At 58.8% G+C, this 23,491-nt stretch carries 20 protein-coding genes; 9 read left to right on the forward strand and 11 right to left on the reverse strand.

The window, feature by feature from the left end:
• Positions 1-56: 56 nt before the first annotated feature.
• From HMPREF9334_RS04300 to HMPREF9334_RS04325, 6 genes are all read left to right on the forward strand, one after another.
• Positions 57-797, forward strand: coding sequence for an AzlC family ABC transporter permease (locus tag HMPREF9334_RS04300; RefSeq protein ID WP_006692275.1), 741 nt, complete (start codon positions 57-59; stop codon positions 795-797).
• Positions 790-1,101 (forward strand): AzlD domain-containing protein, encoded by a 312-nt coding sequence (locus HMPREF9334_RS04305; protein WP_006692276.1) that lies wholly within the window; start codon positions 790-792, stop codon positions 1,099-1,101. The genes HMPREF9334_RS04300 and HMPREF9334_RS04305 overlap by 8 nt, the downstream gene beginning before the upstream one ends.
• Before the next feature lie 90 nt (positions 1,102-1,191).
• Positions 1,192-2,298, forward strand: coding sequence for a DUF4178 domain-containing protein (locus HMPREF9334_RS04310; RefSeq protein ID WP_006692277.1), 1,107 nt, complete (start codon positions 1,192-1,194; stop codon positions 2,296-2,298).
• Positions 2,299-2,343: 45 nt separating this feature from the next.
• The gene (locus tag HMPREF9334_RS04315) at positions 2,344-2,775 is read left to right on the forward strand and encodes a DUF350 domain-containing protein (RefSeq protein ID WP_006692278.1); all 432 of its coding nucleotides are present in this window, start codon (positions 2,344-2,346) and stop codon (positions 2,773-2,775) included.
• Between the two features lie 202 nt (positions 2,776-2,977).
• Complete coding sequence (locus tag HMPREF9334_RS04320) at positions 2,978-3,541, forward strand: hypothetical protein (protein ID WP_006692279.1); 564 nt, start codon at positions 2,978-2,980, stop codon at positions 3,539-3,541.
• Between the two features lies 1 nt (position 3,542).
• Positions 3,543-4,844: a glutathionylspermidine synthase family protein gene (locus HMPREF9334_RS04325; RefSeq protein ID WP_006692280.1), complete on the forward strand. Its 1,302-nt coding sequence runs from the start codon at positions 3,543-3,545 to the stop codon at positions 4,842-4,844.
• A 134-nt stretch (positions 4,845-4,978) separates the two neighbouring features.
• Here the strand turns inward: HMPREF9334_RS04325 and panF are convergent, their stop codons facing one another.
• Together panF and HMPREF9334_RS04335 are read right to left on the reverse strand one after the other, a co-directional pair.
• On the reverse strand, positions 4,979-6,427 hold the full coding sequence (gene panF, locus HMPREF9334_RS04330) for a sodium/pantothenate symporter (RefSeq protein WP_006692281.1): 1,449 nt from the start codon (positions 6,425-6,427) through the stop codon (positions 4,979-4,981).
• Positions 6,424-6,684 (reverse strand): DUF997 family protein, encoded by a 261-nt coding sequence (locus HMPREF9334_RS04335; protein WP_006692282.1) that lies wholly within the window; start codon positions 6,682-6,684, stop codon positions 6,424-6,426. The genes panF and HMPREF9334_RS04335 overlap by 4 nt, the downstream gene beginning before the upstream one ends.
• Positions 6,685-6,952: 268 nt before the next feature.
• Here HMPREF9334_RS04335 and HMPREF9334_RS04340 point away from each other — a divergent pair, with 268 nt between their 5' ends.
• From HMPREF9334_RS04340 to HMPREF9334_RS04350, 3 genes are all read left to right on the forward strand, one after another.
• On the forward strand, positions 6,953-8,911 hold the full coding sequence (locus HMPREF9334_RS04340) for a methyl-accepting chemotaxis protein (RefSeq protein ID WP_006692283.1): 1,959 nt from the start codon (positions 6,953-6,955) through the stop codon (positions 8,909-8,911).
• A 168-nt stretch (positions 8,912-9,079) separates the two neighbouring features.
• A complete protein-coding gene (locus tag HMPREF9334_RS04345) occupies positions 9,080-11,056 on the forward strand; it encodes a methyl-accepting chemotaxis protein (protein WP_006692284.1) in 1,977 nt (658 codons plus the stop codon).
• A gap of 84 nt (positions 11,057-11,140) precedes the next feature.
• Positions 11,141-11,893 carry a phosphatase gene (locus HMPREF9334_RS04350; protein WP_006692285.1) on the forward strand — a complete coding sequence of 251 codons (753 nt, stop codon included), beginning with the start codon at positions 11,141-11,143 and terminating at the stop codon, positions 11,891-11,893.
• A gap of 115 nt (positions 11,894-12,008) precedes the next feature.
• Here HMPREF9334_RS04350 and HMPREF9334_RS04355 read toward each other — a convergent pair whose 3' ends face one another.
• From HMPREF9334_RS04355 to HMPREF9334_RS04395, 9 genes are all read right to left on the reverse strand, one after another.
• The gene (locus HMPREF9334_RS04355) at positions 12,009-14,216 is read right to left on the reverse strand and encodes a TonB-dependent receptor domain-containing protein (protein WP_245535221.1); all 2,208 of its coding nucleotides are present in this window, start codon (positions 14,214-14,216) and stop codon (positions 12,009-12,011) included.
• 57 nt (positions 14,217-14,273) lie between these two features.
• Positions 14,274-15,044 carry a class I SAM-dependent methyltransferase gene (locus tag HMPREF9334_RS04360; protein ID WP_006692287.1) on the reverse strand — a complete coding sequence of 257 codons (771 nt, stop codon included), beginning with the start codon at positions 15,042-15,044 and terminating at the stop codon, positions 14,274-14,276.
• 428 nt (positions 15,045-15,472) lie between these two features.
• On the reverse strand, positions 15,473-15,697 hold the full coding sequence (locus HMPREF9334_RS04365; protein WP_009656571.1) for a type II toxin-antitoxin system RelB/DinJ family antitoxin: 225 nt from the start codon (positions 15,695-15,697) through the stop codon (positions 15,473-15,475).
• Between the two features lie 113 nt (positions 15,698-15,810).
• On the reverse strand, positions 15,811-16,437 hold the full coding sequence (locus tag HMPREF9334_RS04370) for a sigma-70 family RNA polymerase sigma factor (RefSeq protein ID WP_039957362.1): 627 nt from the start codon (positions 16,435-16,437) through the stop codon (positions 15,811-15,813).
• Positions 16,438-16,670: 233 nt separating this feature from the next.
• Positions 16,671-18,830 carry a putative bifunctional diguanylate cyclase/phosphodiesterase gene (locus HMPREF9334_RS04375; protein WP_006692290.1) on the reverse strand — a complete coding sequence of 720 codons (2,160 nt, stop codon included), beginning with the start codon at positions 18,828-18,830 and terminating at the stop codon, positions 16,671-16,673.
• A 201-nt stretch (positions 18,831-19,031) separates the two neighbouring features.
• Positions 19,032-19,907, reverse strand: coding sequence for a hypothetical protein (locus HMPREF9334_RS04380; protein WP_006692291.1), 876 nt, complete (start codon positions 19,905-19,907; stop codon positions 19,032-19,034).
• A gap of 172 nt (positions 19,908-20,079) precedes the next feature.
• The gene (rsmG, locus tag HMPREF9334_RS04385) at positions 20,080-20,796 is read right to left on the reverse strand and encodes a 16S rRNA (guanine(527)-N(7))-methyltransferase RsmG (protein ID WP_006692292.1); all 717 of its coding nucleotides are present in this window, start codon (positions 20,794-20,796) and stop codon (positions 20,080-20,082) included.
• Positions 20,783-22,039: a glycerate kinase type-2 family protein gene (locus tag HMPREF9334_RS04390; protein WP_211204842.1), complete on the reverse strand. Its 1,257-nt coding sequence runs from the start codon at positions 22,037-22,039 to the stop codon at positions 20,783-20,785. Before HMPREF9334_RS04390 ends, rsmG begins: the two co-directional genes overlap by 14 nt.
• Before the next feature lie 398 nt (positions 22,040-22,437).
• Entirely contained in the window at positions 22,438-23,400 is a 963-nt protein-coding gene (locus HMPREF9334_RS04395) for a D-2-hydroxyacid dehydrogenase (RefSeq protein WP_006692294.1), read from the reverse strand.
• Positions 23,401-23,491: the final 91 nt, after the last annotated feature.

The raw sequence follows: 23,491 nt of genomic DNA on the forward strand, positions 1-23,491 counted from the left end.
GATTTACAAAATGACAGATTTATTCTACAATAAGAAAATCAATCTGTGAGGTGACGATGATGGAGGAAAGACTTGACACATCGCGACGCTCGGTGTTCATGGCGGGCGTACACGATGGCGTGCCGATTGCGCTCGGCTATTTCGTCGTGGCGTTCACGCTCGGCATTCTCGCGAAGACGGCGGGGCTGACCCCGTGGCAGGGCTTCGTGACGAGTGCGGTCAACATCGCCTCGGCGGGTGAGTACGCGGGCTTTACCGTGATTGCGGCACAGGCACCCTACCTTGAGATCGCCGTGCTGACGCTCGTTGCGAATGCACGCTACTTCCTCATGACGGCGGCACTGACGCAGCGGTTCGCACCCGAGACATCGCTCCTCCATCGGCTCGCCGTGAGCTTCGGCGTGACGGATGAGATATTCGGCATCACGGTCGCGCGCGGCGGAGCACTCAACCCCTACTACAACTACGGTGCAATGGCGATCTCCGTGCCCGCGTGGGCGGCAGGCACGTCGGCGGGCATCCTCGCGGGCGGCATCCTCCCCGCCGCTGTTGTCTCCGCACTCTCGGTCGCCCTCTACGGGATGTTCGTCTGGGTCGTCCTCCCCGCCGCGAAGCGGAGCCGCCCCATCGGCGGCATGGTGCTCACGAGCTGCGTTCTCTCGCTCGCGGCAACCTATGCACCCGTCACGAGCGAGCTCTCGGGCGGCACACGCACGATCCTCCTCACGCTCCTCATCGCTGGGGTCGGTGCGGCTCTCTGCCCGATCGACGCGGAAAAGGAGGACGACCATGCCTGATATCTGGCTCTACATCGCCGTCATGAGTGCGGTGACGCTTGCGATTCGTCTGACCCCCGCACTCCTCCTGCGGCGCGAGATCAAGAATGTATTCGTCCGCTCCTTCCTCTTTTACGTTCCCTATGTGACGCTTGCCGTCATGACCTTCCCCGCGATTGTAGAGGCGACCCGCACCCCCGTCGCGGGCGCGGCGGCATTCGTCTTTGCCCTCTATCTCGCGTGGAACGGCGCGAGCCTTTTCCGCTGTGCGGCGGGGGCATCCGTCATGGTGCTGATCGTGGAGGGAATTGTGTTTTCGCTGTAAAAAGAGACTGCGTGTGCGCAGTTCCTTTTCTGCGCCATAAAATATACGTCTAAGGAATCGCTGATAGAATAAAGAAGTGGAGGTGAGCGCATGGATTTTGATTGTTGGACAAGTCTCAAAATCGGGGAAGCATCCTACATCATCGCAGAAAAGATCCGCTACAAGGAGAAAACATCAGATGATGTATGGACAGAGTATGGGCTCATCACAGACAAAAGTGATATACGCCTCTGGTTGAGCATCGCAGACGATGGACTATCGTGCAGCCTGTCCTCCCCTGTGGGAAACAAAATGCCGAAGGGCTACCGTCTCCATGACAGCGGCACAGAGGTTGTAACGGGTGTATGGGGCGATACGGATGCCTCCGTCGGCGATGAGACGGAATACGAACAGTATGAAAGTGCAGACGGCAACGCAACCTTCTTTGTCGAACATTGGAACGGCAGGCGCAGCAGCTCTGCGGGACGCAAGATCTCTGCCGCTGTCATCGTCGCAGACACGGATGTCGGTGCGCGGCAGAGGGCGCGAGCTGTGTATCTGCGCTCGGGGCTGCGCGATTTAGCCGTCCATGCGGGCTCAGGTCTGGCTGCCGTCGGCATCGTCCTTTTCTTCCTATCCGGTATCCCCGACCTCGACACGCGGGATTGGCATGATTTTCGACGTTTCGTGAATATGCCCTATGCGCTGCATGAGCGGCTCTCAGATGCCCCCTACTACAAGGAGGGGGCTGCGGAGAACGGTACACGGCTCTATGCGGCGCAGATCGACGGCGGTACGGCTGCCCTCGACCTCATCGAGGGGGTGGACGGTATGGTGCAGGATGCCTTTATCGAAAAGGCAGCTGCGGATGCTCCGCTCGTGATTCGCACCCAGCAGGAGATTGCACGCATTACGGGCGCGGCGGACGGCACAACGCACATCATCCTCACGGAGACAACACCCGACCTCACACCTGCCGCCGAAAAACTGGAACGCGGCTACGTCCTCATGCGTTATGCCGAGCTCGTACGCACGGGCGATCAGCGCGGGCGTGCCGTCGTGGTGCTGCAGGAAAGTCCGAGGGCCGACACTCCCTCTGCCGCACCTGCGGATAGAGCGGCATCTGCAACGGCAGCAGCACCCCCTACGACTGCGCCCGCACCGACCACCTCCGCGAGCGAGGAGACACCGCGCCGAATGCGCCATCTTGCACACTGACTGCGCCGCTCTGCGGGCAATGATATGAAAGACAGGAGAACCCACATGATTGATCTGTCCACCCTGATGCTTACCGTATTCTACGCCGCATTCGGCATCCTGCTCATGGTTGTATCCAACATCGTGATCGACCTCTTCATCCCCGGCAACTTCGCCGAGGAGATTCGGCGCGGCAACCGTGCGGTCGCGTGGCTGTCGGCGGGCTCGTTCATCGGCATCGGCGAGATCCTGCGTGCTGTCATCATGTCTCCCACATACGAGGCGTTGACAGCGGACTTTGTGCAGGGGGTTGTCGCAAGTGCGGTCTATGCCGCTGTCGGCATCCTCTGTTTCATCGTCGGCTTTTTCATCATCAACGCGTGGCACCGCAAATATGAGCTTGCCGCCGAGATTCAGCGCGGCAATACGGCGGCGGGCATCTTCGTGTTCGGGATCTTCGTCGGGCTGTCGCTCGTCATCAGCGGCGCGGTGCATTGATGTCGCGAGCGTACGGGTATGATGTCCCTAAACGAACCCTAGTGAAGCAAGTGAGTAAAGCGTGCGGTATGCCCCGACGGATTTCTTTCGTTCAAGCGAAGCGCGTTTAAGAAGTCCGTCGGTATTTAAGCATACAAGCACGCGATCACTTGCGCAACGAGGTGTTCGTGTGGGGCATCATATCTTAGAAAGGATGTGAACGATGGAAAACATAGGGCGCAAGGCAGCCATCCTCGCCGCCGCATTTGCCTCGGTCGGCGCACTCGGCGCAGCGTATTTCTATCGTCATGACATCGCCTTTTCCATCGCTGATGCCGTGCATCCCGAGTGGAATGCGGGCGAGGCGCGGCTTGCGGATGCTTATGACCGCCGCTACACCCTTCTCAACAACGGCGACGGCACGGAGACCGCACTCTATGACGACAGCACTGCCGTCACCTTTCGCCACGACGGCGCGGGCGACCTCGTCTGGCTGTTCGGGACGGCGAGCCTCCTCGCCCCCCTCGCGCCGAACTACTTCGCATTTCACGGATTCTCCTACGCGGGCGGCACAATGGATCTCGCACATATGACCTACCGCACGAATGCTCCGCTCACACCGCTCCCTGGAACATTCAAGGTATCCTCCAGCAGTCACGCCCACGGTTTTTCCCGTGGTTATACGGGGCGCGGCAGCTACAACGAAAAAAAAAGCGAGAAGTCGGGCGAGGTCAGCCGCAGATCCGGCTTCGGGCAGGCGGGCATCCGCTCCTCGGGAGGTTCCTAACGTGAGCAGCACACAGAAAGAGACCTACATCGACGCACTTGACCCGACAATCTTCACCTATATCCAATACGGTGACTATGCTGACCGCTACCCCACACATACGGTGCAGGAGTTCTCACAGGACTTCTATGACGAGATGCGCCGTGCCTCGGCGGGGCTGTTTCGCATCTTCTGCAAGGCAGCGCAGGTGCTGCAAAACGCCCCCGACGACTTTGCGCGTGCGATGGATCTGCCACGCGAACTGCTTCCCTATCTGCGCATCCCAAATGCGTTCGGACTGCCGACGTGGCTCTCGCGCTTTGACTTTGTCCTCGACAAGAAAGGGCATATCCGCATGGTCGAGATCAATGCGGATACGCCCTGTTTTATTGTAGAATCCTTCTATGCCAATGTCGTTGCGGCAGCGTATCATGGCCGACGTGACCCGAACGCGGGCACGCGGACGCAGCTGCGGGATTTTCTCACGCGCATCCACAATCAGCTTGCTGCACCCATCGCCGATCTAAAGCGACAAACGCTCACGCACCGCCCCTTCGTATTCAGCTGCTTCGACGACTATCCCGAAGATCTGGCAACGACGCGCTTCCTCATGGAACAGATGCAGGAGGGGGTTCCGCACGGCGATATCCGCTTCCTCTCGTTCTACGAGATGGAGATTGATGATAAGGGTATCCCTCTCATAGACAGCAGATATGCGACAGCACTCTATCGCCTGCATCCGATGGAGATATTGATTGATGAGCGCACGGAGGACGGTGAACCGCTCGGTGCGCTGTTTCTGGATTTATATAAGGAAGGAAAATTTGCACTGATGAATCCGCCCGAGGCGATTCTCCTGCAAAACAAGTCCTTTATGGCACTCGTCTACGCACTCGCACGGACGGAGCAGTTCCTGACCGCCGAGGAGTGTGCTCTCATCCGCCGCTATCTCGTCCCCTCGTATTTTGAGGAGGATTTTGCCGCGCTCATGGACGGCACATACATCCGCAAGGAGATCTGGGGGCGCGAGGGGAAGAACGTCCGTCTGGTCGAAAAGCAGGGCGGTCACGCGAAAACCGTGCATGAGAAGCAGCCCGACAACGCGGACGAGATCATCTGCCGCCCAAGCCGCGCGGCAATGTATCAGGACTTCGTCCGTCAGCCGCGCTTCGTCCATACCGTCGACTCCGGCACGATCGAGGGCTGCCTGACCCTCTCGTGCTTCATGCTCTTTGACACGCCCTCTGCCGTCGGCGCACGCTTCTCCCCTGCCGAGATCGCGGGGACGGAGGCGTACTTTCTGCCGCTGGTCATAGGATCATAGACAAGAAAAAAGAACCTATCGCAAGGTAACGAAGGCTCTTTCTTCAAACACAAAGAATAATGGGGAGAGACCGACGGAACCACTCGTCAGTCACTCTTTTTGTGTCTTTATTATAACAACCTTAAATCACACTGTCAAGTCTCCCTGCTTCGCTCCCACCAGCTTCCCGCGAGGAAGAGAACGAGTGAGGCGGTGATGCCGATGGCGATGGGGTGCAGTCCGAGCGTTTTGAATCCCGCCGCCATCGCCGCGCAGTAGATGACGGTGCCGCCGCCCATTGCGGCGAGTGCGCCCGTGCGCCGCGCCCATGTGGTAAAGAGACCGAAGACGAGCACCCAGAAAAACGCCGTCTCAAGCCCGCCGAACGCAAACATATTGATGAGCCAAATGAGTGATGGCGGCGCAATCGCGAGCACGAACACGATGATGCCGAGCGTTGCGGTGACCCCCATCGAGAGCCGGCGCAGCGTCTTTTCCTCGACGCACTTGCCGCGCTGCTGCTGATGGTGGAGGTAGACATCCTTTACCACCGCCGACGAGGCGACGATGAGCACGCCCGAGATGGTGGAGATCGACGCCGCGAGCGGCCCGATGATCGCAAATCCGAGGAGTTCGGGCGGCATGACCTGCGCCATGAGCTGCGGGATGACACTGTCCACACCACCGAGAGCCTTTGCATCGACACCGAGCACCCCGCGTCCGAGTACACCGACGAGGTTCACGGCGATGTTCATAAAGGCGATGACGACCGTGCCAATAATCATGGCGCGGTGCATATCGCGGCTGCTCCGATAGCTGATGCCGCGCACAACGGACTGCGGCAGGGCAATCGTGAGCGCACCCACGAGCAGCCACTGCGAGACATAGAGAGAGATGGGCATACGTCCCGCCGCCGTCGGTGTCAGCATCTCGGGATGTGCCGCACGCAGATTCGCGAAAATCGCCGCAAGACCGCCGCCCGCCTCAAGTACATAGTAAAACAGCAGAACGATGCCGAGCATCATGACAATCGCACAGCAGGTATCTGTCAGTGCAACGGCACGGAATCCGCCAATCGACGTATAGACAACGACCACAATGCCGAACAGCACCAGACCGAGCTCATAGCTGTAGCCCGTGACGGCGGCAAAGAGCTGCGCCCCGCCGACGAACTGTGCGACCATCGACGCGGCAAAGAAAATCACGATGGCGAATGCCGCGAGTGCCGCAAGAGCATCCGACTGATAGCGGTGACGGATGATATCGACAATGGTGACAGCGTGGATGCGCCGCGCCAGACGCGCGACCTTCTTGCCGAAGATGCCGAGCACGAGGAAGATCGTCATGGTCTGGATGACCGCCATGTAGATCCAGCCAAATCCGATCTCGTACGCCATACCCGGCCCGCCGACAAACGAGCTGACCGAGCTGTAGGTCGCGACCATCGTCATCGCGAGCACGAATGCGCCGAGCGTCTGCCCGCCGACAAAGTAGCCCGAGAGGAAGCCGCCCGCGTGACTCTGCCGCCGCACATAGATGCCGAGCGCGAGCATTGCCGCCATGAAGCCGAGGAGCGGCAGGAGCACCATGAGATTCCCGTTCATCGTGCCGCCCCCTCTCCGCGTTCATCGAGGGGAACGTCCTCTGCTGCAAATGCCAGATAGACGGCGAGCACAGCCCCCACGGCGAGCACGCCGACACTCGACGTAACCGCCCAGAGCGGGAAGCCCGCGATCGTCACATCGACCTCTGCAAGACCGAAGCCGAGCACCGTCCAGAGTATGGCAAAGAGAACACCTGCGGCAGCGGTACGCCTCGCCTCGCGAGCGATGGCGTCCGCCGCCTTTTTTTCATCCTGCATGTGAAAAAACCTCCTATGAAATTGAACCCCTGCTGTCAAAGGCACACGGCTCTTTGCAGCGTGAATCATATATTTTCTTATCCTACCATATCATGCACGCACGCGCAACGTATTGAAATCACATAAAAGAAAAATCCTTTTATATTATTTGTCATTATTTTTTGTTTTACCGGAAATATGCGATAAAAGTCCTTGCTTATTTTCTTATAACGGTATAAGATTTAATTATCTATACGTTGATAGGTTTAATGGAAAGGAAGCAAGCGCATTGAGCATCAAGCAAAAACTTCTCCTGACGGGGACAATCATGGTGCTGCTTGTCGTGGCGATCTGCGGGATTGGCTACTACACCGCACAGACATCGCTCATCGAAAGCACCGAGGGCGAAATCGAAGCCACACTGGACAAAGAAGCTGCCGTCGTCGAAGGATGGCTGCTCGACAAGCAGAAACAGGTACAGAGCGGTGCGGCGCTCATTTCCCTCATCGGAGACAACCCCATCGCCATGGAGCAGGAGATCATGCAGTTCCCCCTGCATGACAAGGACATCCTCAGCTTTTACTACGGCGGAGAGGACGGTCGATTCATCAGCGGGCTGGCGGGCAACGTCACCGGCAAACGCGACCCGCGTGAGCGCCCATGGTACAAAGCCGCCATGGCTGCAAGCGGGCCGATCTTCACCGATGTCTATGAGGACGCACGCACGAAGAAGATGGTAGTCTCCGTCGCAACCCCCTATGACAACGGCGTTGTCGCTGCGGACATCAGTCTCGAAACGCTTGCCGAGCGCGTCGCAGCTCTGAAATATCACGGTGATGGCGCGGGCATTGTAGTCGCCCCGAGCGGACGCATCATTGCCTCCACTGAGGGGCTTGCCATGCAGCAGGCAGACGAGAACCCCGTCCTCAAAGAAAATCTCCCGACCATGCTCACGAAGAAAAACGGTTACCTCGCTACGGAGAAGGACGGCGAGACGCAGATCATCGCCTACGCAACCGTCCCGTCGACAGGCTGGATCATCGCGATCGCCGTTCCCGAACGCATCGCGTTCGCTGAACTCATGCAGCTCAAAACAACCTATGCCGGGATGACAGTGCTCGGTATCCTGCTCGTCGCAGTCCTTCTCCTTGCGCTCCTGCGGTTCGCCGCGACCATCACGGGGGCGACCGAGCAACTCATGCACCAGGTCGATGCACTCGCAAAGGGGGACCTCAGTCAGCAGGATCTCGCCGTCACCTCGCAGGACGAGCTCGGACAGCTCGCCGCAAACTTCAACACGATGATGAAGAACATCCGCGATCTCATTCGTCAGGTCGCGGGCACTGCCGAACAGCTCGCCGCTGCCTCCGAGCAGCTCACGGCGGGTGCACACCAGACCGCCGAGGCAGCGACCGAGATTGCAGGCACCGTCGCAAACGTCGCGGAGGGTACGGATCGCCAGCTTGAGAGCCTCGCAGGGGCAAAGAAGAACATCGGTATCGTCTCCGGCGACATCGAAAACGTCACACAAAAGTCGGAGCGCGTCGCGAACAGCTCCGCAGCAACGGCAGATGCCGCCGAAAAGGGCGAAACCCTCATGAACGATGCCATGACAAAGATGACAGGCATCGAGCAGAGCGTCCTACGCTCCGCCGAGGTCGTCGAGAAACTCGGCGAAAGCTCCAAGCAGATCGGCGAGATCGTCGAGACCATCTCCGCCATCGCCGAACAGACCAACCTCCTCGCCCTCAATGCCGCCATCGAGGCAGCGCGTGCGGGTGAGACGGGGCGCGGCTTCGCCGTTGTCGCCGAGGAGGTCCGAAAGCTCGCCGAGCAGTGCCGCGAGGCAGCGGATCAGATCAAGGAGCGCATCGCCGTCGTGCAGCATGACACCGCACAGGCGGTCACTGCCATGCAGAGCGGTACGAACGAAGTGCAGGCGGGTACTGCCGCCATCCGCGAAGTCGGCATCCAGTTCGAGAACATCATGCGCATGGTCGAGGAGATCAAGGAGCAAATCGCCGACATCAGTCACTCCATGCACGCCGTCTCCCAGGGTACGGAGTTGATCGTCCAGTCCGCGACCACCGTCAACGAGATCACAGAGAAGACCGCAGACCATATGCAGAGCATCTCCTCCGCATCCCAGTCGCAGTCCGCATCGAGCGAGGAGATCGCCTCCGCGTCCCAATCACTCGCCATGCTCGCAACCGACCTACAGAACACAACGAACCGATTTAGATTCTAGCCGGAAAAATGCAGCATTCTATGTGTTGCCGTGCCTTTTCTGATGCGGGGAAAAATCTCTGCTTTTTTCAAAAAATTACGTCCTGGAGACAGAAAGACTTGCTTAAAAATATAAAATAATATATCATTAAATGACACTTCAAAATAAAGGAAGGGAAGGGATCGTATTTTGAGTATCAAACAAAAATTACTCCTGATGGGAACGCTCATGGCGCTGCTCGTTGCTGCGATCTGCGGCATCGGCTACCACCAGGCGCAGACCGCACTCGAAGAGAGCGTATCGGGGGAGATCAACGCTGCGCTGCACGTTGAGTCTGAGAAGATGGACGCATGGATGTCACGCAAGGTGCAGCGTGCCGAGAGCGCCGCAAATCTGGTGTCCGCGCTCGACGGCAACCCCATCGAGATGGATCCGTCGATCATGAGCCTCGCCGCAGGGGACAATGAACTGATCGACCTCGCTTACGGCTCGGAGGATGCGCGCTTCATCAGCTACACGGACGGCAACCTCACGGGCGAGTTCAACCCGTTGGATCGCCCATGGTATCGGGATGCCAAGGCGGCGGGCAAGACCATCATCACCCCCGTCTATCAAGATGCCATCTCCAAGAAAACCGTTGTCTCCATCGCCGTCCCGTACAAAAACGCGAGCGGCACATTCCGTGGTGTCGTCGTCTCTGATATTGCACTTGACGCGCTTGCCGACCGCGTTAAGGAAGTGAAATTCCACGGTGAGGGGGCGGGCATCGTCATCGACCAGGACGGTCTCATCATCGCCTCCACTGAGGGCCTGGCGATGCACAAGGTCGAGGAAAATCCCGTGCTCAAGGAACGCTTCCCCGAGATGCTGAAGAACAAGAACGGCTTCTTCGCCATGGAAAAGGACGGCGAGGAGCAAATCATCGCCTACGCAACCGTTCCGTCGACAGACTGGATTGTTGCCATTGCCGTACCCGAGCGCATCGCATTTGCACAGCTCGCCGGACTCAAGGTGACGTATGGCGTGCTCACCCTCATCGGCATCCTGCTCGTTGCGGGCATCCTCTTTGCACTCCTGCGCTTTGCCGCGACCATCACGGGGGCGACCGAGCGGCTCATGCACCACGTCGATGCACTCGCAAAGGGCGACCTCAGTCAGCAGGATCTCCCTGTCACCTCGCAGGATGAGCTCGGACAGCTCGCCGCAAACTTCAACACGATGATGAAGAACATCCGCGATCTCATTCGTCAGGTCGCGGCCACAGCGGAACAACTCGCCGCCGCTTCCGAGCAGCTCACGGCAGGTGCACACCAGACTGCCGAGGCAGCCACCGAGATTGCAGGCACCGTCTCAAACGTCGCAGATGGTACGGATCGCCAGCTCGAAAGCATTGCAGGGGCAAAGAAAAACATCGACATCGTCTCCGGCGACATTGAGCGCGTCACCCATGAAGCCGAGCGTGTCGCGGGCAGCTCGACCGCGACCGCCGAGGCCGCCGAAAAGGGCGAAGCCCTCATGAACGACGCCATGGCAAAGATGAACGGCATCGAGCAGAGCGTTCTGTGCTCCGCTGAGGTCGTCGAGAAGCTCGGCGAGAGCTCCAAGCAGATCGGCGAGATCGTCGAGACCATCTCCGCCATCGCCGAGCAGACCAACCTCCTCGCCCTCAACGCCGCCATCGAGGCAGCGCGTGCAGGGGAGACGGGGCGCGGCTTCGCCGTCGTCGCCGAGGAGGTCCGAAAGCTCGCCGAGCAGTCCCGCGAGGCAGCAGATCAGATCAAGGAGCGCATCGCGGGCGTCCAGAGAGACACGGCACAGGCAGTCACCGCCATGCAGAGCGGTACGAGCGAAGTGCAGGCGGGTACGGCTGCCATCCGCGAGGTCGGTACACAGTTCGAGAACATCACGCGCATGGTCGACGAGATGAAGGAGCAGATCGCGAACATCAACAAGTCCATGCAGACCGTCACACATGGCACGGAGCTGATTATCCAGTCCGCTACCACGGTAGGCGAGATCACGGAAAAAACGGCGGAGAACATGCAGAACATCTCCTCCTCGTCCGAGTCGCAGTCCGCATCGAGCGAAGAGATCGCCTCCGCATCCCAGTCCCTCGCAACTCTCGCGACCGACTTGCAGAACACAACGAACAAGTTCAAACTCTAAGCATAAATGATATGTGGGGCTGCTGCACGAAGACATTTTCTTCTTCATGCAGCAGCTCTATTTGATTTTAATGAAAGGATCCCCATGACCGACATCATCGACATCCACACGCACAGCATCGCCAGTATGCACGCCTACAGCACGATCCGTGAGATCGCGACGATGGCAAAGGAGAAGGGGCTCGCCCTCGTCGGCATCTCCGACCATGCGCCCGCGCTGCCCGGCACCTTTCACGAGATGTACTTTCGCAACTTCAAAGTCATCCGCCCCGCCGCCTACGGTATCGACATCATCATGGGCGCGGAGCTGAACGTCATGGACTACGAGGGCAGGGTCGATCTGCCCGTGCGCGTCCTGCAAAAAATGCACTACGCCATCGCAAGTCTGCATGATATTGTGATTGCGCCCGGCACGCAGGAGGAGAATACGCGCGCCCTCCTCGGGGCAATGGCAAATCCCTACGTCACGATCATCGGGCATCCCGACAACCCCGCCTACCCCGTGGATTTCGATGCGCTTGCCCGCGCCGCCGCCGCAGAGCACGTCCTCATCGAGGCAAACAATGCCTCGCACAACCCGAACGGTCCGCGCGTCGGCTCGGAACTCCTCGCGCGGGATCTCCTCGCCGCCTGCCGCCATCACGGCGCACACATCCTCATCGGCAGCGACGCGCACATCGACATCGATGTCGGCGAGCACAGTCATACGCATGCCATTCTCGCGGACATTGATTTCCCCGAGGAACTCGTGCTGAACAGCGATCCCGCCCGCCTCAAGGCATGGATTGCAGAGCGTCACGCACGAAACGGCGTACACGGCTTGAATTATTTTTCTTAATTGTTTTCTTTTTATAGTTATTTGTACATATTTATCGTTATTTATTTTATGAATACAAAGAAGCTGCCTCCGCCGATTTATTTTCGGTGGAGGCAGCTTCTTTTTTATCCGATCATCAGAAGTCGTATGTCAGACCGAGCCAGTAGCTGCGGTGGGAGATATAGGAACCGCCCGCAATGCCGTCTGCGTCGATCTCGTCATAGTAGTCGCCGTACTTCGTGCCGTCTGCCGCCGTTCTTGTCTGGTCGAAGTTGCGGTTCAGCAGATTGTTGACGGCGAACTGCATGGAGAGCCCGTCACGCAGCTTGTGCGTCACGCCCATGTTGAGGACGGTGAACGGACGATAGTGCGAGGCGATCCCTGCTGCCTGCTTCGAGCGGTACATCCCACTGCGGTACTGCGCACTGAGCCAGACATTCGTCGCATCCGTCGGCATCCAGTCGAGTTTGAGGTTGACCGCCTGCTTTGGTGTGGAGCGCAGCGGCTGACCGACATTCTTGCCGCTCTTTATCTGACTGGTGAGCAGCGTCCAGTTCAGCCCCGCCGTCACCTTTGGCGCGATCGCGAACTTCGTACCGACCTCTATGCCGTGGATACGTGCCTTGCCGACATTCTCGTAGGTGCGGACAGCACCGATGCCCGCGACATTCACCGCATCACTGAGGTCGATCTTGTTCTTGAAATCCGTATGGAAGAACGTCACGTGTGCATCCGTATCGTGCTCGTTGTGGTAGTAGAACCCGATTTCCTCCGTCGTCGACTTCTCTGGTTTCAGCCCCGTGTTGCCGCGATAGATCTCGCCCGTGATATTGAGATGGATGTCCACGGGCGCGGACTGGAGCATCGTCGGAGCCTTATACCCCGTCGCAACGCCGCCCTTTACCGTGAAATTGCGGTTCGGCATATAGATGAGGTAGCCGCGCGGGCTGAGATTGTCGTCGTAGTCCTCGGGATGATCGTAGCGCAGACCGTAGGTAAAGACGAGCTTTTTCGTGAGTGCCCACGTATCCTCGCCGTAGAGTGCCCAACTCGAACGCGAGAGACTGCCGTTGTCGTTCGAGCTGCGCTGACGCATCATATTGGCAAACATCGGCGGAGCCCAGCCCGTCGGCGCAATCGTCCGCTTCAGATGATAGTCCACCCCCTCGCGCTGCCAGCGTGCCCCTACCGCCAGTGTGTGATCGTCGCCGAGCGGCGTGACGTACTTCGTATCGAACGTCACAAAGTCATTCTTCACATTGTTGCGGATCTGTGAGCGGATCGGAATGCGCAGCGGCAGGATGTTCGGCTTTGCCGTCCCCGTCATATCCGCATCGAGGTGCATCTCGTTGCGCAGAAAGGACAGGGTATTCGTCCACGTCCCCTCCTTGCCGACCTTGTTCTCCGCGCCGAGCACGATCTTCATGCGGTCGAACCGCTGCGCGACATCGCCGTCGAGCTTCGTCACCACCTGTGCGTTCGGCGGAGCGGGTGGGGAGGGCGGCTTCATTTTGCCGCGCTGTGCAAAATCACCGTCGCGCATGTTCTGCCCACGGTCGATGTCGAGATAGTAGCTGTGCCCTGCGGCGGGCGTATAGGTCACGCGCGTCCCGAGATTCCAGTTGTCATAGTCGCGCTTCTCCTTGTCCACACCGAATGCCGATGGGCCGCGTTTCAGATAGCTGCCGCGCATCTGCATCCCGACCTTGCCGCGCGTAATGGGCCCCGCCACGTTGAAGTTGTACTTCATCGTGTTCGACTTGCCATCCGTCGTCTCAAGGATACTGCCGACGGAGACAGAGCCGTGGAACTCGTCCGTCACCTTCTTCGTGATGATGTTGATGACACCGCCCATTGCATCCGAGCCGTAGAGTGTCGACATCGGGCCGCGCACCACCTCGATGCGCTCGATCTGGCTCGGTGTTGGCAGGCTCGTATTCGCGAGCTGGTTGAAGCTGCGCATCATCCCGCCCGCGATGCCGGGGCCCACCTGCGCCACCCCATCCACGAGGAGCAGCGTATAGCCGTCGTCCATCCCGCGAATCGAGACTGCGGGCGTATCGAACCGCCCCGTCGCGCCGAACGTGTCGACACCCTCCACCATATCAAGCACCTGACGGAGATCTGTATAGCCGCGCTGCGCGATCTCATCCGCCTTGATGACCGAGATACTCGCGGGCGCAAAGCGCACATCCTCCTCAAAGCCCGATGCCGTCACCACAACGGGGGCTGTCTCATAGCCTTCTTTCTGCGCCTGCGTGTCCTCTGCATAGACGGCGTGCGCCGTGCCCGAAAGTGTGAGCGCGACCGCCGCCGCAAGAGCCCTCTGCTTTGTCATTCGCATACGATTCCTCCTCATCTGTCCGACACATGGATGCCTTCGTTCGCTCTCCTGATCCACCTATTTTTTGCTGACGACGGCGATGTACGAGAACTCCTTGTTGTGGTCAAAGAAGAAGTTGAACATCTTGCGGAAGCGGTCGAGGTTCTCCGTGCGCAGTCCGTTGCGGATGATCTTCATCGCGCCGTCGAATCCCTCGTCGCGCACGAGCCCCGCAGGGTCGAGCAGCGTCATATCGCCCGTCTGCACCTCGATGGCAAAGCCCGCGTCGCGCAGCAGCTTCTCCCAGAGTGCGTGCGGGAGCGGATCGACGTTCACATTGATCGCGCGGGAGATGCCCGCACGCAGCTCCGCCGCCTCCGCCTCATCCGTCACGCGCAGTGCGACATCGTGCGTGAGGAGCACACCGCCCGGCTTCAGCACGCGGAAGTACTCGGCAATCGCCTTTGCCTTGTTCTCACGCGGCAGCATCGTGAGCATCGCCTCGTTGATGACGACATCGAACGTTGCGTCGGGGAAGGGCAGCGCGAGCGCATTTCCCTCCACCACGTCGATCACATCGTTCAGCCCGTGCGCCGCGATGTTCGCACGCGCCTTCTCCAGTGCCTTTGGATTCATATCAAGCCCCGTGATGCGGCAGCCGTGCGCCTCCGCGAGGGCAACCATCGTCGTACCCATATTGCACGCGACCTCAAGTACGCGCGTATCTGCGGTAAAGTCAACGTGACCGAGCAGCCACTCCGTCGCCTCACGCCCACCCGGACGCAGCCGTGTCTTGCCCAGACGCGCAAGGAACTCATGTCCCGGTTCGTGCTTCTTTTCTTCAGCCATTGGTATCGCTCCCATCTATATAATTGAAAACATCTATCATCTATGGGAACATTATAATTGAGAATTATCCCCCGTTCTGTTGCAAAAGTCACAAGGAGTCTAAAAAATTGCAAAAAAATAAGGAGGCGGTTGTACGAAGTTTTAGCTTCGTGCAACCGTCCCTCGTGTGTGCCGTCCCCTTGCAGGGATGCTGCTATTTTAGCTTCCCCCGCCAGTGCGGGGGAAGTGCCGAACGTAGTGAGGCGATAGGGGCACTTGTGGCGAATGCCGTTTTCTCACGGCAGACAGCCTTTATCGTCCATAGCGCCCCTACCACCGCTTCGCGGTCAGCCCTTTGTCGTGCAGGCGCGGATTGCTGCATCCTTCAAGGTTTTTCCCAATCCACACATTACCGCTGTAGTCATGCGCATAATATGCCCCGCAGGCGTTCAGCTTTCCCCATCGCTCCACGTCGTATCCGTAAAGAGGTCGAGCGACTCGCCCGGCAGTGCGCGCTGGGCGGAGATCTCGAACGGGACGCGCTGCTCGCGCACGCAGGCGATGGCGAACATATTGATCGCCGTGGACATATTCATGCCGACTGCGCCGCAGAAGGTCTCGAAGTTCTTTTTGAGTTCAGCGTCCATGCGAATGCTAATGCTGGTCTGTGCCATGTAGGACATCTCCTTTACAAATCCATTACCCTATCACAGAATAGCATATTTTACCTGCGCTTGCAAGCGTATTCATGGGGAAAGCTCCTGGCGATAGGGAAGCACTGATAAACTCAGCACCACGCACATTCTCCCTCCGCTCCTGCACGCAATTTCCGCAGGAGATTCGCCTTGCTCTTGGAGACAGCACTCGCCGATGTTCCGAGCAGGACGGCAATGCGGCGGAGTGTGAGGTCGCGGAAGTAATGCAGACTCAAAATCTCCTTCTCACGCTCGGTGAGGCGGTGCATGACGCTGCGCAGAATCCCGCGCACGAGGAGGCGCAGATCCGCACGCTCCGCCATGTCCTCCGTGCCGCCGCAGCGTTCCCATACGTCGCGCCCCTCCGCACCCTGCTCGGGGTGGCACGTCCGCTCCCAGAGCCGCCGCTCGCGGCGAAACTCGGTGTAGAGTGCGTGGTGGACGCGTGCCTTGACGAATCCCGCGAACGGTGCGCCGTGCTTCGGGTCGTAGTCGTGCAGTGCCTCGATGAAGGCAAGCACGGCGATGTTCTCCGCATCCGCCGCAAGTGCCGCGTTCCTGAGGTACGAGGCGTGCGCCTCGCTGACGATCAGCCCGCGATACCGCGCGTGCATCTCCGCCATCGCCTGTGCCTCGCCGCGCACGGCACGCGTGATGAGCGCATCCTCCTCCGCCTTCGTGAGTGCGGCGTACTTGGGTACCAATCTGACAGACGACATTTTATCAGCGATTCCCTTGTTGTTCTCGTACATATGACACTCCTTCTTCAAACATTTGTTTTATCAGAAGGAAGTATAGCAAAAGAAAACATACGATGCAAATTTCGCATCAGTGTGATGGACGCAAAAAGGAGCACCCGATCGCTCAAGTGCTCCCCACACTTCTGATGTGAGATTATTGTTTGAGGTTTATAGCACATCCATCACCGCAAGCGGCAGCGACAGCACTTTCCCTACGCTTCACCCGTTTCGTCCTCGGCCGCAAGTGCGGCGATTGCCGCGCCGATGATGTTCTCGTTGACGGTCTGGACGCAGGAAATTACATACTCGCGCTCCCCGAGGCGGAACGGAACGAGATGGTGCAGGCGCAGAATACGCTCCTTGCCCGGCACCCACTTGTGGAGAAGGACCGTGACCTGTTCGTTCGTCTCCTTGTCCTCAAGGACGGCGCGCAGATGTTTCTCGCTGTAAAATCTCTTGAAAATGTTCTGCTCTTCGGGCAGGATCTTTTCCTCGGCATAGCGCGCGACGATCTCCTCGAAATGCCCGTATTCCTGTGTGTAGTTCGGCTCATAGACATCGCGGTAGAGCTGCATGAGCTTGCACGCGCCGAGGTCGAAGAGATCCACACGATCGTAGAGTGCGACGATCTGGTTGAGCGCCTCCTGCATCGACCCCGCCTCGGGAGAAAAGCGCGAGATGTTGACCGTCGCCATGAGGAATACGGCACGCGTGTCATCCACGTCACGCGTCACAAGCCTGAGGCGTACGGAGTTGAACGAGTTGCGCGTGATAAAGTCGGTATACACCTCGCGCCCGGTGCGGTCCGCCTCTTCCATCATGCGTGCGATCATGCGCTCGTTCTGGCGTTTGCGCCGCTCGTAGTGCGGCGTGTGTACGCTTTCATCGTCCAGCTCTATGCTGCGCAGAAAGTTCTTGAACATGCGGCTCTGATAGAGGTAGCGGATCTCACCGTCACACTCTTCGAGCACGGCAAGCGAGAGCGCGTCGCCGATCTCGGGCGAACCGCGGCGCTCCAACGGCTCGCTTGAGAGCAGGTTGATTGCACCGATCTCCGTATAGTAACCACCAAGCCGGAACGGCTCGACTTTAGCCTTTGCCTCCGGTCCATGGCAGTAGGCAATCGCCTGGTCGAGCGGCATCGGCGGGCTAAAGAGATAGCCCTGCAGTTTCTCGCAGCCGATCTCGCGCAGGAACTCGTACTGTGCCTCGGTCTCCACGCCCTCGGCGAGGGTGTGCATTCCCAATTCCTTAGCCATGTTGACGATGGAGCGGATGACGATCGCGGACTTCGGGTTGGTCTCGAAGGAACGCAGAAAGTTCATATCGATCTTGAGCACGTCAAAGACGTAGTCCTTGACGTTGTTCAGCGAGGAGTAGCCGCTGCCGAAGTCATCCATCCAGACTTCGTAGCCCTTTTCGCGGAATCGTGCGATCTCGCCCTGCAGGAATTTCTCATCCCCGCTCTGCGCTCCCTCCGTAACCTCGATGTTGAGCATGGAGCGCGAGACATCGTAGCGCAGGCGGACATCCTCGACTGCCTGCACCATGTCCATGAGACGGAAGTCCGCGCGCGAGAGATTGACCGAAACGCGCAGGAGTTCCCACCCCGGGACCTCGCGGCGCATTTGATCGATCGACTGACAGACGCGCTCGATGATGTAGAGATCGAGCTGCGGCGAGAGATGCGCGTCCTCAAGGACGGGAACGAACACCCCCGGCGAGATCATGCCGTGCTCGGGATCCTTCCAGCGTGCGAGCGCCTCGAATCCGCAGATCTCCCGTGTCATCGCACGAATCTCAGGCTGGTAGTAGACCTCGATGTAGCCCTCGATCATCGCCTCCTGAAAGGAGCGGATGATGTGACTGCGGAAGTTCAGCGCCTCCTCCATGGACGGGTTGAACTCCGCCCATGTGAGGTCGTAGGTGTTCTTGATGCTGTTGCAGGCGATCTTTGCGCGGTCCATGATGAGCGCGACATCCATGACCCCCCTGCCCGGACGATAGATGCCCGCCTTGACCTCCATCGGCAGCCCCAGATCGTAGACATGAATCCGCTCGTGAATGAACTGGATGGCGTCGGCGTAGTCTTTTCCATTGGTCGCGACGGCAAAGTGATCATCGTTGAAGCGCGCGACAAGCTTCCCCTCGAATGTCTCGCGCAGAAGATCAGCGACGTAGCGCAGGAGACGGTTGCCCTGCTGAAAGCCGTACCGTTGGTTAAAGCTCTTAAAGTTCTCGATGTCAAAGTAGATGAATGTCAGCGGCTCCGCCAGGTCATCCTGCAGATGGACGGACGCATGGCGCATAAACTGCATCATGTTGAGGAGGCCTGTGACCTGACAGAGATCACGTTCTCCATAATTTTCCAACAAAATGAGCCCCCCATTTCCTCTCGTCGTATCCGTTTAGGGAATCGCTGATAAAATGAAGTCCGTCAGATTGGCGTAGATTTCTTGTCCGAACAAGGAGACAAACCGGACGCATAGCCAAAGCTATGTGAAGGATTTGTCGACACAGTGCGGGCAAAAAAGATGCACCAAGATGGCGGTGCTGAATTTATCAGTGCTTCCTTAGAACGAAATACGTGCGTACTCCTCAACCATATCGCGCAGGCTCATGCCGCTCGTCCCGCTGAGCAGTCCTCCACGCTCACCCGGTGCCGATCCCATCCGTGCGGTGATTGCCTCGTACAAGTCGTCCTCGATGGAGCCCGGTACCAGCTGCTCCCAATTCTTCGGGTCGTAGGCACGTTCCTTGACGGCGTTCTCCGGTCGCCCCGTGACTTCAAGTTCCGAGAGGAACATGATCTGACGGTGCTTCGGACTGATATAGTAGTGTTCGAGAAAGTATTTTGCGGGGCGGATTTTCCCGTCCTCTGCGACGGGCGCCCCCGTCGTGTCCTCGACCAGACGCACCCATGCGTCGATCATGTACTCCGAGCTCTGATAGGGGCGCGGAATCCAACGCGTATTCTTGACATCCAGATAGTAGGTGAACCCGTTGTCCGTAAAGAGTGTCCTGTAGCGTGCCCCCCGTTCGCGTTTATTGCGTGCCGTTGTCTGCGCGCGTGCCGCTTTCCGCTCTGCCTTCTCGGCGGCGAGTTCTGCACGGCGTTCCGCCTTTGCGGCGGCAAGTGCCGCCTTGCGCTCCTCTTTTGCCGCCTTGCGCTCAGCGAGTGCGGCAGCGCGCTCCTGCTGACGCGCTTCCTTGTCCGCCTTACGCGCTGCGATCGCATCGGCGCGCTCCTTTTGGCGTGCCTCTTTGTCTGCAGCACGCGCAGCAGCTTTCTCCTCCAAGGCGGCTGCACGTGCTGCCTTGGCGTCCGCCACCGCCGATGCACGCACCTCTGCGCGTGTCAGGGCTGCGTCCTCTGCCGCCTCCGCAAGCGGTGCCGCTGCGAGAAGCATCGTCAGCGTGCCCAGTGCGAATCCTTTCCACTGTCTCATCTCGTTATCCCCTTATCAATCCATTTTCCCGTATCCTACGGAACCCGAGGACATATACCTGCGAATTCTCATTCCGAAAAAACGCACAACAAATATACCATAGTCTCTGTTTAATTTCGACATGAAATAACGAAACCCTCTTAATAAGGATATAATTTCACAAAAACACCGTTCATCCCTTATTTTTCCGCCTTCCCTTGCGTGCCGGATAGACCTTCGGTATGGAGCGTTTCTTCGTAACGGAGAGAATGGCGCGTACGTCGTCAAGCCCGGGCAGGTGCACGGGACGCGCATGGATCGCGCCGCCGCCAAGACGTTCCGCTGCCGCCGCCCCCTCCTCTGCCTCCTCGATGTAGGCTCTTCCCTTGAGTGCGAGCACGGTGCCGCCCACGCGCACCAAGGGGAGTGTGTAGCCGAGCAGCACGGGCATACGGGCGACGGCGCGGCTCACAGCGATGTCGTAGGCGGCGCGGTGTTCCGCCGTATGAGCAGCCTCCTCCGCGCGTGCGTGGATGCAGCGTGTATTTGTGAGCCCCATTGCCGCCGTGACCTCTGTGAGGAAGCGCACACGCTTTTGCAGTGCATCCATCAGCGTCACATGGATGTGCGGTACATAGACGGCGAGCGGAATGCCGGGCAGTCCCGCGCCCGTGCCCACGTCGATGAGGGCCTCCGCTGCGGCAAAGAGTACAGGCTCGTACGCCGTGAGGCTGTCGATGATGTGCTTGACCGCCACGTCCTCCGGCACGGTGAGCGCTGTGAGGTTCATGCGCGTGTTCCAGTCGACGAGCATATTGTTGTAAATCGCAAACTGCGCGATCTGCGCCTCGGTCAGTGCGAGCCCCGCCTCGGCGGCGCGTGCCGCAAGGATGTCCTCAAAGTCCGCCATGTGTGTCCCCTTTTCCACGGATGAGCAGCACGGCGACATCGTTCACGTTCGTCCCCGTCGGACCTGTTATGATGAGCCCGCCGACAGCATTCAGCGCGGGGTAGGCATCGTTCTCCGCAAGGGCCTCGGCCGCACTCTGTTCTGCACGCGCGAGGGCCGCCATCGTCCCACCGTCAACGTAGCCGCCCGCCGCATCCGTCGGGCCGTCCGTACCGTCGCTGCCGATGCTGAACACGGCGACATTGTCAAGCCCTGCGATGCCCTCCGCCGCCGCAAGCGCGACCTCCTGATTGCGGCCGCCGCGCCCCTTGCCCATGAGCCGCACCACGGTCTCACCACCCGCGAGGTATGCCGTCGAATCACTGTCCGCAGCGTGCGTCCGCGCGATGCACGCGAGGAACTGTCCCGCCGCACGGGCCTCCAAATCGAGCCGATCGGTGAGGAGGACGGGCGCATAGCCGCGCTTCTGCGCTGCCGTCGCAGCCGCAGTGCACAGCTCGCGCACACTGCCCGTGATGTGCGTCGTGACGTTTGGCAGTGCCGTCGGCAGCGGCGCATTGAGGAGTGCGCGTGCCGCATCCGAGAGCTGCAGCCCGTATTTTCGTACGATGGCGTGTGCGTCTGCCGCCGTCGATGTATCGGGGTGTGCAGGGCCCGATGCGATCATGTCAAGGGGATCACCGAGGATGTCGCTGAGCACGATCGAAAAGACGCGCGCGGGAGCACAGTGCGCTGCGAATCTACCGCCCTTGACCGCGCTCATGCGCTTGCGGATCGTGTTCATCGCAACGATATCCGCGCCCGAGGCGAGCATCTGCTCCGTGAGAGCCGTGAGCTCTGCGGCGGGGATCAGCGGTTTTTCAAAGAGTGCACTGCCGCCGCCCGAAAGGAGGAAGAGCACGGTGTCCTCCGCTGTGAGCTGCTCCGTCAGCCGCAGAGCCTCCTCTGTCGCCGTGAACGAGTTCGCATCGGGCACGGGATGCCCTGCCTCCATGCAGATGACGCGCGGGATCGTGCCCATGACATGATCGTATTTTGTAATCACAATGCCGCAGTCGATACGCTCCCCGAGCACGTCCGCCGCCGCGCGCGCCATCTGCCACGCTGCCTTGCCCACGGCAACGAGCACGATCCGCCCGCTGCCGAACGTGTTCCCCGCGAGTGCACGCCGCACCGCCGCATCAGGCAAAACCGCCCCAAGGGCTTCCTTAATAATACCGTCTGCATCACTGCGCAAGTTCATCATGATCACTCCTTTTTTGCAATCATTTTTTCCATCATAGCATATGCACGCTTGTCAAAAGCGCAGCTGGCTGTTATAATAGGTGTAGAAAGAAACGTCCTATGACGGCATCTTTCCAAATTGGCTGAATTATTTTTTCAAATAACCGCTCATTTGTGGGAATGGGCGGTTACTTTTTTTGTATCGCTAAGATATACCCTGTCGCAACGATCAATAAAAGAATCGCTCTGATTTCAGACATATCTGCTCACCCCCTTTCGGGGAAAAGATACCGCCGCAGGATTGCTCCTGCCCAGGACGTTTCAGTTACAGTATACTATGAGCAACCGATAAACACAAACAAATTTTCGCCCGTGGCCGCGTTGTATCCACGGGCTTTTTTATACCGAACGACCATCTCAATTCACAACATTCGTCGGTTTTCCGTCCATAAATGCCCGCACGTTGTCCGCCGTCATCTGCATGATGCGCTCGCGCGCCTCCTTCGTTGCCCACGAGATATGTGGTGTGATGATGCAGTTCGGTGCATACAGGAGCGGGTTCTCTGCCGCAATCGGCTCGGACGACGCCACATCGACCGCCGCATAGGCGACCTTGCCGCGCGTGAGTGCCGCTGCGAGATCTTCCTCCACGATGAGCTGTCCACGCCCATTGTTGACGATGATGACACCGTCCTTCATCTTTGCAATGTTCGCCGCATTGATGATGCCATCGGTCTCGGGTGTAAGCGGGCAGTGCAGGAAGATAAAGTCCGATTTCTGAAACAATGTGTCAAGCGGCACATAGTCCGCGAGTGCCCACCCCTCCGCGCGTTCGGAACCACTATAGGCGAGGACGCGGACATTCATCGCGGAGAGGATGCGTGCGACCGCCTGACCGATACGCCCGAATCCGATGATGCCTGCCGTCTTGCCGCTGACCTCGATGAGAGGTTTTTGCCAATAGCAGAAATCGATGCTCCGCGTCCATTCGCCCGCGTGCACGGAGCGGTCATGATGTCCCACCTGCGAGCACGCCTCAAGGAGCAGGGCGATTGCATACTGTGCGACGTTGTCCGTACCATAGACAGGCACATTCATGACAGGGATATTCTTCTCACGCGCATACGCCGTGTCCACGACGTTATACCCTGTCGCGAGTACGGCGATGGCACGGAGGTTCGGACACGCGTCGATCACGGTGCGTGTAATCGGGGTCTTGTTCGTGACAGCGATCTCCGCGTCGCCGATGCGCTCGGCGATCAGCGGCGACTCCGTAAGCGCGGTGCGGTCATAGACCGTCAGCTCACCGAGAACCTCAAGGGGCGACCAGCTGATGTCCCCTGGATTCTCCGCATAGCCGTCGAGTACCACTATTTTCATCGTATTTCCTCCTGTCGGCGGTTACTATGATTATTTTCAGATATGATGAGGTATGCCTTGCATTGCTCCAAAGCGAACCCTAGTGAAGCAA

It is taken from the genome of Centipeda infelix ATCC 43532 (genome assembly GCF_000234095.1).
Lineage (GTDB): Bacteria > Bacillota > Negativicutes > Selenomonadales > Selenomonadaceae > Centipeda > Centipeda infelix.